Origin of the sequence: Mycobacterium avium subsp. avium (assembly GCF_009741445.1) — a bacterium.
GTDB lineage: Bacteria > Actinomycetota > Actinomycetes > Mycobacteriales > Mycobacteriaceae > Mycobacterium > Mycobacterium avium.
In genome coordinates this window covers 1,181,166-1,196,345 of the sequence record NZ_CP046507.1, presented here as the reverse complement: position 1 = coordinate 1,196,345, position 15,180 = coordinate 1,181,166, and the positions used below count along the sequence as shown (strand labels likewise).

General features: G+C 64.7%; 13 protein-coding genes. 2 read left to right on the top strand and 11 right to left on the bottom strand.

Annotated features, from left to right (window positions below):
* Positions 1–39: 39 nt before the first annotated feature.
* Entirely contained in the window at positions 40–996 is a 957-nt protein-coding gene (locus MAA44156_RS05940) for a hypothetical protein (protein ID WP_023880200.1), read from the top strand.
* Between the two features lie 61 nt (positions 997–1,057).
* On the opposite strand, the gene MAA44156_RS05935 is transcribed toward MAA44156_RS05940, so the two are convergent.
* Positions 1,058–1,633, bottom strand: a complete 576-nt coding sequence (locus MAA44156_RS05935; RefSeq protein ID WP_126215962.1) for a class I SAM-dependent methyltransferase — start codon at positions 1,631–1,633, stop codon at positions 1,058–1,060.
* A 219-nt stretch (positions 1,634–1,852) separates the two neighbouring features.
* Between MAA44156_RS05935 and MAA44156_RS05930 the strand changes: the two genes are divergently transcribed.
* Positions 1,853–3,109 (top strand): glycosyltransferase, encoded by a 1,257-nt coding sequence (locus MAA44156_RS05930; RefSeq protein ID WP_009977498.1) that lies wholly within the window; start codon positions 1,853–1,855, stop codon positions 3,107–3,109.
* A 6-nt stretch (positions 3,110–3,115) separates the two neighbouring features.
* Here MAA44156_RS05930 and MAA44156_RS05925 read toward each other — a convergent pair whose 3' ends face one another.
* The 10 genes from MAA44156_RS05925 to MAA44156_RS05880 form a co-directional block, all read right to left on the bottom strand.
* Positions 3,116–3,895 carry an SDR family NAD(P)-dependent oxidoreductase gene (locus tag MAA44156_RS05925; RefSeq protein ID WP_023880201.1) on the bottom strand — a complete coding sequence of 260 codons (780 nt, stop codon included), beginning with the start codon at positions 3,893–3,895 and terminating at the stop codon, positions 3,116–3,118.
* A gap of 73 nt (positions 3,896–3,968) precedes the next feature.
* Positions 3,969–4,772 carry a class I SAM-dependent methyltransferase gene (locus tag MAA44156_RS05920; protein ID WP_023862303.1) on the bottom strand — a complete coding sequence of 268 codons (804 nt, stop codon included), beginning with the start codon at positions 4,770–4,772 and terminating at the stop codon, positions 3,969–3,971.
* Positions 4,773–4,886: 114 nt separating this feature from the next.
* A complete protein-coding gene (locus MAA44156_RS05915) occupies positions 4,887–5,693 on the bottom strand; it encodes a TylF/MycF/NovP-related O-methyltransferase (protein ID WP_009977502.1) in 807 nt (268 codons plus the stop codon).
* A 95-nt stretch (positions 5,694–5,788) separates the two neighbouring features.
* Positions 5,789–7,075 carry a glycosyltransferase gene (locus tag MAA44156_RS05910; RefSeq protein WP_080555749.1) on the bottom strand — a complete coding sequence of 429 codons (1,287 nt, stop codon included), beginning with the start codon at positions 7,073–7,075 and terminating at the stop codon, positions 5,789–5,791.
* Positions 7,076–7,478: 403 nt separating this feature from the next.
* Positions 7,479–8,756 carry a glycosyltransferase gene (locus MAA44156_RS05905; RefSeq protein WP_009977506.1) on the bottom strand — a complete coding sequence of 426 codons (1,278 nt, stop codon included), beginning with the start codon at positions 8,754–8,756 and terminating at the stop codon, positions 7,479–7,481.
* Positions 8,757–8,878: 122 nt separating this feature from the next.
* Positions 8,879–9,685, bottom strand: a complete 807-nt coding sequence (locus tag MAA44156_RS05900) for a TylF/MycF/NovP-related O-methyltransferase (protein ID WP_009977507.1) — start codon at positions 9,683–9,685, stop codon at positions 8,879–8,881.
* Positions 9,686–9,966: 281 nt separating this feature from the next.
* Positions 9,967–11,094 carry a class I SAM-dependent methyltransferase gene (locus MAA44156_RS05895; RefSeq protein WP_011725372.1) on the bottom strand — a complete coding sequence of 376 codons (1,128 nt, stop codon included), beginning with the start codon at positions 11,092–11,094 and terminating at the stop codon, positions 9,967–9,969.
* Between the two features lie 263 nt (positions 11,095–11,357).
* On the bottom strand, positions 11,358–12,407 hold the full coding sequence (locus MAA44156_RS05890) for an NAD-dependent epimerase/dehydratase family protein (RefSeq protein ID WP_009977510.1): 1,050 nt from the start codon (positions 12,405–12,407) through the stop codon (positions 11,358–11,360).
* A 131-nt stretch (positions 12,408–12,538) separates the two neighbouring features.
* Complete coding sequence (locus tag MAA44156_RS05885; protein ID WP_011725373.1) at positions 12,539–13,564, bottom strand: sulfotransferase family protein; 1,026 nt, start codon at positions 13,562–13,564, stop codon at positions 12,539–12,541.
* Positions 13,565–14,012: 448 nt separating this feature from the next.
* On the bottom strand, positions 14,013–14,927 hold the full coding sequence (locus MAA44156_RS05880; protein WP_031347731.1) for a sulfotransferase family protein: 915 nt from the start codon (positions 14,925–14,927) through the stop codon (positions 14,013–14,015).
* Positions 14,928–15,180 lie beyond the last annotated feature (253 nt).

Sequence of the window (15,180 nt, the reverse complement as noted above, 5' to 3'; positions counted from 1 at the left end):
TGACTCTTTTTGGAACATCTTTCAACTAAGGATGAGTCAATGACCTCGACGCCACCCATCATTTTTATGATATTCAATCGTCCAGACACCACGAGGAAAGTCTTTGAAAGGATTCGAGCAGCCAAGCCGGAAAAGCTCCTGGTGATTGCGGACGGTCCGCGTGCCAGCCGGCCGGGCGAGGCCGAGAAATGCGCAGCGACGCGCGCGATCATTGACGAAGTCGACTGGGATTGCGAGATCGAAAGGGATTTCGCCGACACCAACATGGGCACATGCCCTAGGATCTCCTCCGGTATAACACGCGCCTTCGAGCTTGTCGATAAAGCGGTAATCCTTGAAGACGACTGCGTGCCATCGCCCTCCTTCTTCGAATATTGCGCCGACCTCCTCGACCGCTATGAGAACGACGAACGCGTTATGATGATCTCAGGGAATAATCATCTATTTGGGCACGCGGATATAACGGATAGTTACTATTTTTCCAGATACCCACACGTCTGGGATTGGGCCACGTGGAAGCGCGCTTGGGCAAAATACGATGTGAAAATGACACATTGGCCAGAGATCAGAGACCGGCAGCTCTTTGACCAATACTTCTCGAAGACAACTGAGCGCTACCACTGGGAGGGCATATTCCAATACATCGTCTACGAAAATAGGGTCGACACATGGGCCTGGCGGTGGTTCTACAGCATATGGGCGAACTCGGGCCTTTGCGCCACTCCCGCACGAAACCTGGTGCACAACATCGGCTTCGAGGCTGACGCGACGCATACACACACCAAGTGGGACCAAATCTACGCTGCATTGATTGCCGAGGACCTGGACCTGCCGCTAGTGCACCCATCAAACGTTCTCGCGAGCTCCGATCTCGATGAACTCGAGGCGCGGCTTCGGGCCACTTATCACTCCAAGGGCCTACTATATGTGACCAATAAGTACCTTGAGCTGAAGGTGCTTATTGCAAGGGCTATGCGTCATGCGAAGAGCCGCTAGCTGGATCAGCGTGCATACCAGGGTGGGAGGGCGCCGGACGCCGATCGCGTCCACCCGTGATTCAGTTCCCTAGCGGGACTTCGACAACAATTGAGTCCAGACCAGTGCGTATCAGCGCGCCTGGGAACGCAGCGCGTGCGCTTCCCGTGATCGTGTCCAATTGAGGGAATCCGGAAAGGCCAGATCCAAAAAGCCGCAAGTCATCAATCACGATGGTCGTGCCCGCCGGAGTCACGTCTGCGAGGCGGCCCAGCGTAGACTCCGCCGGCTCCATCTCCTCCCCTTTGGCTGTGCCGGCACCTGAGAAGTGTCCGTCGAGGAACACCAACGGTGGACTCGAACAAGTCGCAACAATCCTTGGGATTTCGACGAGCGAGTCGCCACGAACGAGGGTCACATTCGGCTGCTGAGCAAATCGCTTCTGGGCCGCAGCGAAAAGCCCATCATGCAACTCGACTGAGATCACTTGGTCCGCATGAGGGATAAAAAAAGCAGTAGTTTGCCCCTTGTATGTGCCAGCCTCGACGAAGATGCGGTGATTGCGCGACTTGAACACATTAAGTAGATGGCGTTGTTTGGCGATCGCAGGTGGTGAAACCAAATGGTCGCCGAGGAACCAGCCGTATGCTGCCGCCAACCTTGTAGGCTCTAGGGATTTCCTGTTGCGAGCTGAGTTCAACGCAATAGTCACCAGGCTGTTCCCGATCCTCGACATAACGCTGACACTAACCGGTTGTAGGCCGTACTTCCAACACCATTGGCGGAACTCAGCCTCGGGTGCGCCGGCGCCCTATGCACCAGCCATAATGACCGAGATTCCTAGCTACGGACGACGACTGCAAGACTGGGACCTGTCATGAGATTTGCCCTGGCCAGTTACGGGACTCGCGGCGATATCGAGCCGTCCGCCGCGGTCGGCCGTGAGCTGCTGCGCCGGGGCCACGACGTTCGCCTGGCCGTCCCCCCCGAACTGGTCGGCTTCGTCGAGTCGACCGGGCTGGCGGCGGTGCCCTACGGCCCCAAGGTGCAGGAGTTCCTCGACGAGGAATTCCTGCGCAACATGTGGCGAGACTTTTTCCGCAACCCGATCAGGCTGGTCCTCAAGGTGTGGGATCCGATCATCAAGTACTGGGCCGACGCAAGTGCCACGCTCAAATCGGTGGCCGAGGGGGCGGACCTGCTGAGCACCGGCCTGAACTTCGAACAGGCCGCCGCCAATGTGGCTGAGTACTACGACATTCCGTTGGCATCGCTGCACCACTTCCCGATGCGCGCCAACGGGCAGCTGGTGCCGAACATGCCGTCACCGTTGGTGCGCTCGACGATGGCGGCCATCGAGTGGCTGTTCTGGCGTTCGACAAAGAAGGTCGACAACGCGCAGCGCCGCCAACTCGGGCTGCCCAAGGCGACCCGACGTTCGCAGCGAAGGATCGCCGAGCACGGCTGGCTGGAAATCCAGGCCTACGACGAGGTGTGTTTCCCCGGCCTGGCCGCCGAATGGGCGCACTGGGGCGACCGGCGCCCGTTCGTCGGCGCGCTGACGATGGAGCTGCCCACGGAATCCGACGACGACGTCGCGTCGTGGATCGCCGCGGGAACCCCGCCGATTTGCTTCGGCTCCGGAAGCATTCCGCTCGAATCTCCCACTGCCACAGTCGAAATGATCGGCGCCGCCTGTGCGCGGCTGGGAGAGCGGGCGCTGATCTGCTTCGGGGGCACCGACGTGCGCGGAGTACCGCGTTTCGACCACGTCAAGGTGGTCGGGCCGGTGAACTACGCGTCGGTCTTCCCAGCCTGCCGGGCCGTCGTCCACCACGGCGGCTCGGGCACCACCGCGGCGAGCCTGCGAGCGGGCATCCCGACCCTGGCCCTGTGGAGCTCGGCCGATCAACCCTATTGGGCAGCGCAGATCAAACGCCTGAAAGTGGGTACGGCCCGGCGTTTTTCGGCCACCACGTCCGAGACCCTGGTGGCCGACCTGCGCACCATCCTGGCGCCCGACTATGCGACCAGGGCGCGCGACTTGGCCGCCCGGATGACCAAGCCCGCCGAAAGCATCGAGACCACCGCCGATCTCCTAGAAGAAGCCGCCCGCCGGAAAACCTTGGGCTGAGCGCGATTACCGCCGGCCCGCCGGTGTGGAATTCACCCGGCTGGCAGCCGCTTTCCACGAGTCGGGGAGGAACCGCAGCGCCACCCCGACCGTCTTGGTGGTCAGCGAGCCCCCGACGACCTTGCGGTGGCCCCGCATCATGGCCTCGAACCCCTGCCTGGCCACCTCGGCCGGGTCGTCCTTCGGCTTCTGGCCCGCCCGGGTCTGATCCATGCCCGCACGGCTGAAGAAGTTGGTCTCGATGGTGCCCGGCATCAGCGAGGTGACGGTGATTCCGGTATCGCGCAATTCGTCCCGCAGCGCCCCGGCGAACGACTGAACGAACGACTTGGAGGCGTGATACACGGCCTCGAACGGCCCGGGCGCCATCGACGCCAGCGACGACGTGAACAGCACCTTCCCGGTGTTGCGCCGGGTCATGTTGCGCAGCACCAGCTTGGCCAGGTGCACGGTCGAGCGCACGTTCAGGTCGATGATGGACAGATCGTGCGCCAGCTCGCCCTCGACGAAACTGCCCCCGCCGCCCACGCCCGCGTTCAGGGCGGCCGCGTCCAACCCGCGACCACCCTCGGTGGCCTCACGATAGAGCTTCTCGACGCCATCGGGAGTGCGCAGATCGACCTGTACCGGCCGCACGTCGACACCCCAGCGGGACAAGCTGTCCGACGCCGGGTAGATGCCGTCGTTTTCGGCGGCCACCACCAGGTCATAACCGCGCTGGGCGAACAGTTCCGCGAGTTCGAGTCCGATTCCGCTCGACGCGCCGGTGATCATTGCCAAAGCCATAGCGCACGCCTACCCGTGCGAATGACGCTGAAACCATTGAGAGACGGCCTGTTTGGTGTATCCGGCGCGTCGTTCAGCGGGCCGGCTTGATGAGCAGGCCCTGCCCGGTGGGCAATGTGCAGATCTTCACACCGAATTCGGCGGCGACCTCGTCCATGGCGCGGCGCTGTTCGTCGCGTCCCCGGTTCGCATAGTCGTCGAGCAGCACGAAGGCGCCGGGAGTGAGGCGCGGCCAGAAGAAGCGCAGCGCGGCGACTTCGGGCGGAGCACAGTTCATGTCGATGTGTAGGTAGGCCACCGAGGGCGCATCGACCTGATCGAGGGTCTCGGGGACCGCGCCCACGATGATGCGGTGGTTTTTCCATTCCGCGAAATTGGCGCGGACACCGTCGACTCCGTTGGCATACATGCCGTTGCGCAGATGCCCCTTGCTGATCTCCAGCGCCCCGGCCGCGCGTTCGTTGTCGGTGACGAACCGCGGGTCGATGCCGGCGAAGGTGTCCAGCAGGTAGAACGTCTTGCCCAGCCGGTCCCAGTCCAGGTACTCCATGATGGCGCTGCTCAAGAAGCCGTAACTGACGCCGCACTCGACGAAGTCGCCGTCGAGCAGGCTGGCGCTGGCCGCCGCCCACAGCCCCACGTGCACCCGCCACGGCCACTGGTACCAATCCTCCTTGCCCAGCGAGCGGGCGCCGCGCCGGTAGGCGCGCTGGAATTCGGGATCGTCCAGGAATGCATGAAAGTTGTTGAAGGTGATCAGCGCATCGTTGGCGTAGACGTCCGGCAGCAGTGTGCGCGCCAGCCAGTATTCGGTGCGCACCCACCACATCCGCAGGCGCGTGCCGGGGGTCAGCCCTGTAGCCACGGCGGCAACCATAACATCGGCGTGCACCCGGTCCGCAAAATACGCGAAGGGTTCGACGTGACGCTCTTGCGCCCATCCCCGACCGGAGGGCAAATCGTTTCGAACACCGAGGGTTTCAGCGATCTCTCAGGGCTTGCGCCACAGCACACCGGTGCCGTCGATCTCTACGATCTCCGCGGTGACACCGTGCTGGGTGCGGTAGTCCGTCACGGCCTGCGCGCACGCCTTGATGGCGTGGTAGTCGTCGACGATGCAGAAGCCGCCGGGGGACAGTCGGGGGTACAGCGCGTCGAGCGCCTGGATGGTGGATTCGTAGAGATCGCCGTCGAGCCGTAACACCGAGATGCGATCGATCGGGGCGTCTTTCAGCGTGTCCTTGAACCAGCCGGGCACGAAACGCACCTGGTCGTCGAGCAGCCCGTAGCGCTCGAAATTCGCCTTGACGTTCTCCAGCGGCACACCCAGGATGCGCGCGTGACGGTGCAGCCTAATCCCCTTGTCCGCCTTGTAGTTGACGGTGTCCGGCGGCGGCACTCCGGCAAAGGAATCGCACAGCCACACGCAGCGCTTCTCGTCGCCGTAAGCCGCCAGCACGGCACGCATCAAGATCGACGCCCCGCCACGCCACACGCCGCACTCGACCAGATCGCCCGGAACGTCTTCTTCCAGAACCGTTTCCACGCAGTGCTGCAAGCTGGTCAGCCGCTTCATGCCGATCATGGTCAGCGCGTCCGCCGGCCAATCCAGGCCTAGATCACGAGCTCGTTTGTTGAACGGACGCTTGCGCACCAACATCAAGTTGCGGGTGCTGAACAGCGGGCGCCCCAGGCGGTACAACCCCACCGGCACCAACTCGTCGCTGCCATACCTGGTCAGATCACGCCGGAGCAGGTCGAGGTATGCAAACCGCGTGTCGTGATCGGTCACGGCCAAAACTTGCCCCTTACTCCGCTTGCCTGTATTACCGGTAGAGCCTAGACGTCCATCGACGCCGTCAATGCGTTTCGCACGGTATCGGTCAACGGTTCTCAGCGACTTCGCTGCGCTTCGGCCCGCGGAATGCAGCGGCCCGAGCGAGCGAATTCCTCCAGCAGGTCGACCGCCCGGCCCGCGCTCTCGGCGGGCTTGCTCATCCGCGAGGACAGTTCGCGCGCGCGGGTGAGGTATTCGGGCGCCAAGATCTTCCGCAGGTCGGCCACCAACGTTTCGGGCGTGGTGGCCGAGAACCGCCGCGAGGTGCCCACCTTCAGCTGCTTGATGCGTGACCCCCACAGCGGCTGATCCCCCGCAGTCCACAGGATCAGGCTGGGAATTCCCGCCCGCAGGCCGGCGGCGGTGGTCCCCGAGCCGCCGTGGTGCACGACCGCGCGGCAGGCCGGGAAGATCTTGGTGTAGTTGACCACGCCGACCACCTTGACGTGGTCGGCGTGCGGGACATTGCTGAAGTCACTCCAGCCCGAGCAGATCAACGCCCGCTCCCCCAATTCGGCGCATGCCGTGCCGATGATTTCGATCGTCTCGGCAGGCGATTCGGCCACCGGCATGCTGCCGAAGCCGAAGCAGATCGGCGGCGTTCCCTGGCCGATCCAGGACAACACCTCGTCATCGAAGTCGGTGGGCAGCTCCATGGTCAGCGAGCCCACGAACGGCCGCTGACCGCCCCATTTCGCCCATTCCTCGGCCAACCCGGGAAAGCAAACCTCGTCGTAGGCCTGGATTTCCAGCGACCCACGCTCGGCGATCCGGCGCGGTGAGGCCACCGTGGCGGTCGGTAGGCCGAGTTCGCGGCGCTGCCTGTCCTCGGCCTTCTTGTTCATCCGCCAGCACATCCAGTCGTAGACCGCCATCCCGGTGCGGACCAACGGTCCCGGCACCCGCGGCAGCAGCTGACCGTTGGGGCGCATCGGAATGTAGTGCAGCGTGGCCATCGGGATGCCGTAATAGTCGGCGACGTTGATGGCCAGGTCCTGGTAAAGCTGGCCGGTGAACAGCAAATCAGCTCCGGCGCCCACCGACATCAACGCCGAGCTCATTTCCTGCCAGTTCTTCAATACCGGTTCCCAGGCTTCGCGGATCAATGTGACCGGGCCGCGCAGGAAGTTTTTGAAGAAGTCCCGGATGAACTCGTCGCTCCAAAAGTCGTGCATATCCGGCCCATACGCGATCGCCGACAGCCCGGCGGCTTCGGCTAAATCGACCAGATTGGGCGGGACGGCCATACGTACCGAATGCCCTCTGCGCATCAGTTCACGACCAATGGCGAGGCAAGGCTCGATATCGCCACGCGTCCCATAACTTGCCACAGCAAATTTCATCGCGATTATTACCTTAATCAATCTCCGACAGCATGGGCAACTTTGGCGGCGGCGTTTCCTCTCGGTGATCTGCGGCCCGCCATCGGCCCCGGGGCCCGGTCGAAGTCATTGGTTGTAGTTGTTTCGCAACGGATTTGGAAACACCCCACCCAGCGGGAAGATCACGGCGCATCGGAGTAGCCGAGTGCGACAGAGCCAACCTCATCGGCCTTCCCCCCGACCGTAGAAACAAGACGACCCTTGGGCGGTGTGGCTGTACCCAAGCGTCGTCGCCTGATCCTACGTCAGTGTGCCAGACGATCGATCGGGTGTCTTGGAAAACGGGAAGTCAACCGGCGGGTGTGCGGGCACCTGCGGGGTAGCAATCCTGGCCGTTTGCCCAGCGCAGCGGCCATGCGCCAGGTTAGCTGCGACCGGTGCGGCTGCGGGATTGGACGAAGTCCTCCACGACATCGGCGGCCTTCATGACGCTGTCGGCGGGCTTGGTCATCCGGGCGGCGATCTCGCGGGCGCGCCGAGCGTAATCCGGGGCCAGGATCTTGCGCAGATCCTGCACCAGCGAGTCGCGGTCGGTTGCCGAAAAACGCCGTGTGGCACCGACTTTCAGCCGTTTGAGCTGTGCGCCCCAGATGGTCTGGTTGGCGTCCATGGACAGGATCAAGGTGGGCACGCCGGCGCGCAGGCTCGCGGCCGTGGTGCCCGAGCCGCCGTGGTGCACGACCGCGCGGCAGGCCGGGAAAATGGTGGCGTAGTTCACCGGGCCCACCACCTTGACGTGATCGGGCGCCGGGACGCCGCTGAAGTCACTGCGGCCGGCGCACAGCAGCGCGCGCTCGCCCAGCTGGGCGCAGGCCGTGCCGATCATGTCGACCGTGTCGGCCGGCGATTCGACGGGCATGCTGCCGAACCCGAAGCAGATCGGCGGCGTTCCGCCGCGGATCCAGGACATCACCTCGTCGTCGGCCTCGGTGGTCAACTCCATCGTCAGCGTGCCGACGAAGGGCCGTTGGCCATCCCATTTCGCCCATTCCTCGGCCAGGCCGGGGAAGCAGACCTCGTCGTAGGCCTGGATTTCCAGCGAGCCGCGCTCGGCGATCCGCCGCGGCGACGGTCCGGTCGCTTTGGGCAGGCCCAGCTCGCGGCGCTGGGCGTCCTCGACCTTCTTGTTCAGCCGCCAGCAGAACCAGTCGAACGCCGTCATCGCCGAGCGGGCCAGCGGCGCCGGCAGCACCGAAACGACCTGGCCGTTGGGCCGCATCGGCACGTGGTGCAGGGTGGCCAGCGGAAGGTCGTAATACTCGGCGACGTTGGCGGCGGGCTCCTGGTAGCTCTGCCCGGCGAACAGCAGGTCGGCTCCGTCGGCCAGCGACAGCAGCGTGGTGTTCATCTGCGCCCAGCACTGGTCGCTGAGATCCCACATCTCGCGCCACATGCCGCGCATCTCCCCCATCTTCCAGAACCCCCGGAAGAACGACGTCCAGAAGTTGCGGTACACGTCGAGCCAGGCCTGCGAGTCCAGCCCGTAGGGGACGGCCGTCAACCCGGCCGCCTCGGTGAAGCTCACCGAGTCGGGCGGCACGGCCATGATCATGTCGTGGCCCCGGCGCTGCAGTTCGCGGGCGACCACCACGGATGGCTCGATGTCCCCGCGCGTCCCGTAGCTGGCCAGCACACATTTCATCGCGAATCCAAGCCCTTCGGTTGCGTCCTCGACGGTGATGCACCGACCACTCTAGGTATCGACGAATCCGCACAGCACCGGTTTACGGTTCTGCGCCGACGCGGCCCCGATAAAGGTTGCCCTCAGGACTTGCGCCACAGCACGCCGGTGCCGTCGATCTCCTCGATCGGCGCGGTCACGCCGTGTTCGGAACGGTAGTCGGTCACCGCCTGCCGGCAGGCGTCGATGGCGTGGTAGTCGTCGATGATGCAGATGCCGCCCGCCGAGAGCCGCGGGTAGAGCGCGTCCAGGGCCTGGATCGTCGATTCATACAGGTCGCCGTCGAGGCGCAGCACGGCGATCCGTTCGATCGGCGCATCCTGCAGGGTGTCCTTGAACCACCCGGGAACGAAGCGGACCCGGTCGTCGAGCAGACCGTAGCGCTCGAAATTCGCCCGGACCTGCGCCTCGGGTACGGCCAGTATCCCGGCGGCGCGATGCAGCTTGATGCCCTTGTCCGCCTGGTAATGCGCGGTGTCCGGCGGCGGCACGCCCTCGAACGAATCGCACAGCCACACGCAGCGCTTCTCGTCGCCGTAGGCCGACAGCACGGCACGCATCAGAATCGACGCCCCACCGCGCCACACTCCGCACTCGACCAGATCGCCGGGAATGTCGTCTTTGAGGATGGTTTCGACGCAGTGCTGCAAACTGGTCAGCCGCTGCATGCCGATCATCGTCAAGGCGTCGGCCGGCCAATCCAGGCCGAGGTCGCGGGCGTGCGCATTGAACGGGCGCTTGCGCACCAGCATCAGTTTGCGGGTGCTGAAAAGCGGACGGCCCAGATAGTTCCAGCCCACCGGCACCAACTCGTCGCTGCCATACCGGGTGAGGTTGCGCCGCAGCAGGTCGAGGTAGGCGGAACGGGTATCGAGGAATGGAGATCGCATGTCACGATCAGTCACGGTCAAGGCTGCCCCCTGGTTCAGATGAAGTGTCGGTGATGGCCTCGGGATCGCCGAAGCCGTCGATGCGTTTTCCGCATTCGCGCTACAAGCTCGCCTGACCGGCCTCCTTGACCTGCCCCCGCAGCCACCGGGGCTGCCCCCATCCGTGCCCTACCGGGCAGTAGCAACCATCATATGCTGGAAATCCGCGTAACCTGGGCCGCTGTCCCCGACCGTTCGCCGTCCGGGCGCCGGGCGGACACCTGCCACGCGCGCATGCACCATTAGTGCGGCACGGCGAGTTTGCCCAAGCCGGTGATCTCGATGCTCACCGATTTTCGTGACCCGGCCGCGCCGAGTATGAAGAAGATGTCCTCGGCGGGGGCGTTCAACCAGAATCTCCAGAACGGCTCACGGAAGCACGCCCAAAGGAAGCGGCCGTCCCCGAGGAGCAAATACCCGGGGATCGCGGCAATGGAATACAGCCAGCGCTTCCATCGTGAGGTGACCATCTCGACGTTCATTTCGATCATCTCGAGGCCCCAGGCCCGGTATTGCCATTCCAATTCGTAACGCTTCTGGAAGTCGTAGAAGGCCCGCATTTCACCGTTGGTGACGAGATATTCGTCGAACACGAGGATGGATCCGACGACGAAGTGATCCTTGCAGGTCTCCAGCGCGTGCAGGCAGCTTTCGTAGGTGTCCAGGTCCATGTGGAAGAGCCTGATGGGGGCCGCCGGCCGGTCCGCCAGGAACGGCGCCAACGTGTCATAGGTGCTGCCCTTGATGAATCTCACGTCGCGCCCGAGCGCGGCCGGGACGCCGTCGTCGTTGATCGTCACGCCGGTATCCCGGATGAAGCGCTGCGCGAACGGTTCCGAGAGGGAAAAGGCCCCACGCTTGACGATCCGGTCCTCGAGTCGCCAATCTTCGACCAGTCCGGAAAAGGTGTCGAACCCGTACACCGTGCGATGGCACGTATCGAATATCAGCCTGGTCGACCAGCCGATCCAGACGCCCAGATCTAACAGAAGCTCCTCGGAATTCTCCGCGCCGGGCTGCGGCAATTGCGATGCTTCCCATAACAGGGTGTGGCCGCCAATTCTGCGGCGCCGTAATTCCGCGAGGGTCCGACGGATGAATTCGCGATATTGGTCGTCATAGATTCTGGTGTCCCGGGCATACAAATTGGGAATGTAGCGGTCCCGATCCCTGCCGGGAATGCGCGCGCAGAGCAGCAGCAACAGGATTGCGCCGATCCCGACGGCCAGGACCGGCCAGAAGTAACAGGCGGCGGCCAGCAGGAGCGCGCCGCCGAGCAGCACCGCTTTCCATAGCCAGTGAATGCGGGTGCGATCCGGCGCCCGGTGAAGCTTCGTTGGAACCATTGTCCGTCGGTCGACAATGCCCACCGCTTCACCTCTTGCCGCGTCGTAGCCCGTGTATGAAACCTCGCCGAACGATTCAGTAAATTACTCGGTTGCGGGCCATATCAATAGGCCCGAGTTCTCAAAGACAACGGGCTCGGACGGATCCGCGCTGTTCACGAGGCTTTACGCGCGGCGTTACCGGTGGGCGAATGCGTCTTTTTGCCGGTATTTGAAGGTTGCGAAAATTTCGGGGAATCGCCCGATTTGTGCTCAGTCGCCGGATTTCCGGCCGAGCCGCCGGCGGCTTACGGCCGGTTGCCGATCCATTCGAGCAGGGCGCGCAGACCGTCCTCGAGTGTCCACTTGGGGTGCCAGCCGAGCTGGCTGGTTGCCGGCTCGATGTCGCAACTCGCCGCTCGCACGTCGCCGTCCCGGAATTTTCCGACGACCACTGGTTCGGGCGCCTCGCACATGGCGGCGATCGTGTTGGCCAGCTCCTGGATGGTGGTGGCCCGGCCGGACCCGACGTCCAGCCGGCGCTGCGGGCTGGCCGGTCGCTGCACCGCCGCGAACAGCGCGTCGACGACGTCGTCGATGTAGACGAAATCGCGGACGATCCGGCCGTCTTCGTAGACCTCCAGCGCCTGCCCCTGCCGGGCCAGCCGGGCGAACAACGCGACGATGCCGGTGTAGGAATTGGTCAGCGACTGGCCGGGGCCGTAGACGTTCTGCAGGCGCAGCACGCTGAGGTTGGTGTCGTGCGCGGCGGTCCAGGCGGCCAGCAGGTGCTCCTGGGCGAGCTTGGTCGCCGCGTAGACGTTGGTGGGCCGGGGCTCGGTGCGGTCGGCTCGGCTCGGCAGCGGCACCGCCTGCTCACCCGCGGGTCCTTGCGGGTCCCAGCGGCCAGCGACCAGCTGGGCATGGCTGCGGGGTTGCGGATAGAAGACCTCCGCGCCCGACTGCCACGCGCCCTCGCCGTAGACCGCGCGGGAGGACGCCAGCACCAGCTGCTCGGGAACCAGGCCTGAGCGGCTCAGCGCGTCCAGCAGCTGAGTGGTTCCCACGACGTTCACCGAGCCGTGCCGGGTGGCCTCGGACAGCGACTGCGCGGTGCCCGTCTCGGCCGCCAGGTGGACGATCTGGGTGGGCCGGAACAACCGCAGCACCGCGTCGAAGTCGGGCGCGTGGGTGACGTCCCCGGTGAACAACCGCACCGAGGGCGCCAACTCGACGGGCCGGTCGCCGCCGTGCACCTGCGGATGCAGCACGTCCATCAGGGCGACGTCGTATCCGGCCTCGACGAGACGACGTGACAGCGCCGACCCGATGAACCCTGCCCCGCCGGTGATGAGCACGGACGCTGACACGAATCGAGGCCTGCCTTTCGGGCGTAGCGAGAAAATTCAGCGACCGGCGTCTGGTATCGCGGTCCGGTCGATCATATCGGGGACCTTTCCCCGCATCAGACGATTCCGCCAACCGCCGCCTAGGCCCAGGTGCCGCGGTTCCGGTGGAGCATCGCGAAGATTTCCATCACCGGCCGTGCGACGGCCGGCCGGAAAACCCGGAAGAGCATGCTGTTGGACAAGCCGTGAAAGTCCTCGTGCGCCTTGCGGAAATCACGCTCGCTGGCCCGGTAGGAATCGAAAACGCGGTCCAGCGTTGCGGTGTCGACGGGCTCGTCGTGCGCGGCGTCGCGCAGCGCCGCATAGACCGTGGAAATCCAGTCGGCGCCGAAACGATTTGTCACCGACCCGCTGTGCCGCTGCCGATGCAGGCCGGGGGTGAGGAACTTCTCGATGGCGTCCTCGTCCTGGGTGTGCAGCTCGACCGGCAGCTCGGCGGAGATCCGCTTCGTCTCCCGGCGCCAGTCGTCGAGAAGGTTTGCGTAGTCGACGAACACGCGCGGCATGCCCCGCGTGTTTCGTTCGGCCAGGATGTTGCACTTCAGCCACAGGGCGCTGGCGAGTGCCGGCGAGACTCGCCAGGACTTCGCGATCGAGCAGATGACTTCCTGCGGATGACGAACCGCGATCACCGCCGCGACATCGAACCCGGCCCGCCGCGCCGCCTGGAACCACAGGTCGGACAGCGTGGTGATGCGCGGTTCCTTGATCACCACCAGCGGCGCGGCCGGCAGCGTGGACAGATAGGCCGCGATTTTGTTGATACAGGCCGTGTTCGCCGACTCGTCGGCTGCCTGCTCATCCAGAAAACGAAACGACGGGTCGTACCAGTTGGTCCCGAGGCGACGCAGGATCGCCTCGTTGAGCGAGATGGCCGCTCGCGGCTCCCAATAGCCGAGCGGGTTGTTGGCGTCGGCGCCCAGCAGCGCGGTGGGCAGGGTCCCGCCGCACAGCGACAGCACCCGGGTGAGCGCCGACGTTCCGGACCGTTGCGGCCCCAACACGAACAGGGCAACCGGGCGGTTCGGAGGGCCGGCGAGATCAGCGAGCGGACCGGAGGAATTGGCGGCGGTTTCGGCGGGCTTGATCGTCCGGGCCAATCTCATCGCAACTCCAAACCTTTCACTTGTCCTGCGTCTGAGCGACTTTCGGAGTTCGGTTGCCATCCACGGTTTTCCGATTCGGCCAGGCCGCGGGCCAGCCGGCACTCGGCAATCCAGCCGGAATCGACACCGTCGCGCAGACTACGACGTCAGGGAACTAAAACTCAGCCGTATCAACAGCTTTGGCAAAAGAGGCGACGATTTCGTTCGTGCCTCTCGGACCGAGTCAGGCTTGACTTGTGACCGGCAACTCTGCCCCCCTGGCTGAGAATGATCGGATCATTGCGCCCGCTAAAGACTATAGCCGCAGCGGATGAGGCGGGACAGCATTTTCACGAATCCGTTTTGCTTACTTAACCTTTGGTCGGTCTCATTGCATGGAATGGTGCAAAGGCGCTCACCGCGGCGTCGTTACCGTAACAAACGATCTCGGCGGCCGGGCCTTGGCGCGTTAGGCCCAGGCTCCCCTGCGCCGGTGCAGCACCGCGGCAACCTCGAGAATCCACTTCACCAGGAACGGCCGGAACACCCGGCGAACGACGCTGTTGGTCCGGGCCTGAAAATCCGTGAAGGCGGTGCGAAAGTCGCGCTCACTCGCCCGGTACGACTCGAAAACCCGATCCAGCGTGGCCGTGTCCAGCGGGTCGTCGTGCGCGGCGCCGCGCAGCGCCGCATAGACCGCCGACATCCAGTCCGCGCCGAACAGGTCCGTCACCGGCCCGCAGTGTCGCTGGCGTCGCAAATCCGCGGTGAGGAACTCCTCGATGGCGCCCTCTTCTGCGGTGTCCAGCTCGATCTCCAGCGCGCCGGCGATCCGCTTCATCTCCCGGTGCCAGTCGTCGAGCAGGTTCGCGTAGTCCACGAACACCCGCGGCACCCCGCGGGTGTGCCGCTCGGCCAGCAGGTTGTATTTGAGCCACAGTGCACTCGAGAGCTCCGGCGAGGTCGACACGTATTTGGCCGCCGACGCGATCACCTCCTGCGGGTGGCGCACGGCGATCACTGCCGCCACGTCGAACCCGACTCGGCGCGCCGCCTCGAACCACAGGTCGGACAGCGCCGTGATCCGCGGTTCCTTGATCACCACCAGCGGCGCCGCCGGCAGCGTGGACAGATACGCCGTGATCTCCGCGATGCAGGCGGCGCGCTCGGCGGCGCCGAAGGCGGCCTCCTGCTGCAGCCGCAGCGTCGGGTCGTACCAGTTGCTGTCGTGGCGGCGCAGGATCGTTTCGTTGAGCATGATGGCCGTGCGCGGTTCCCAATAGCCGCGCGGATTGTTGCCGTCGGCGCCGCACATCCCGGCCGGAAGCGTGCTGCCGCACAGCGACAGCACGCGGGTCAGTGCCGAGGTCCCCGACCGCGCCATGCCCAGCACGAACAACGCGACGGGACGAACGTCGCCCGGGAGGCGGGTGGGGTGCCGCGGGAGGTCGGGGCCGTCGGCGGGTTGACTCGTCCGGGCAGCTCTCATCGGGGACCCACACCCTTTCAGTTGCGCATCTGACGGCCCCCGGGTTCCCGGCCATTATCCATGACATTGCGAGTTCTCGCGCGGTGTTGAATTACCGGTATCCGGCAACGCGCAATGGGCGGATCGGAAAGCGTCAATCCGGGCTTTT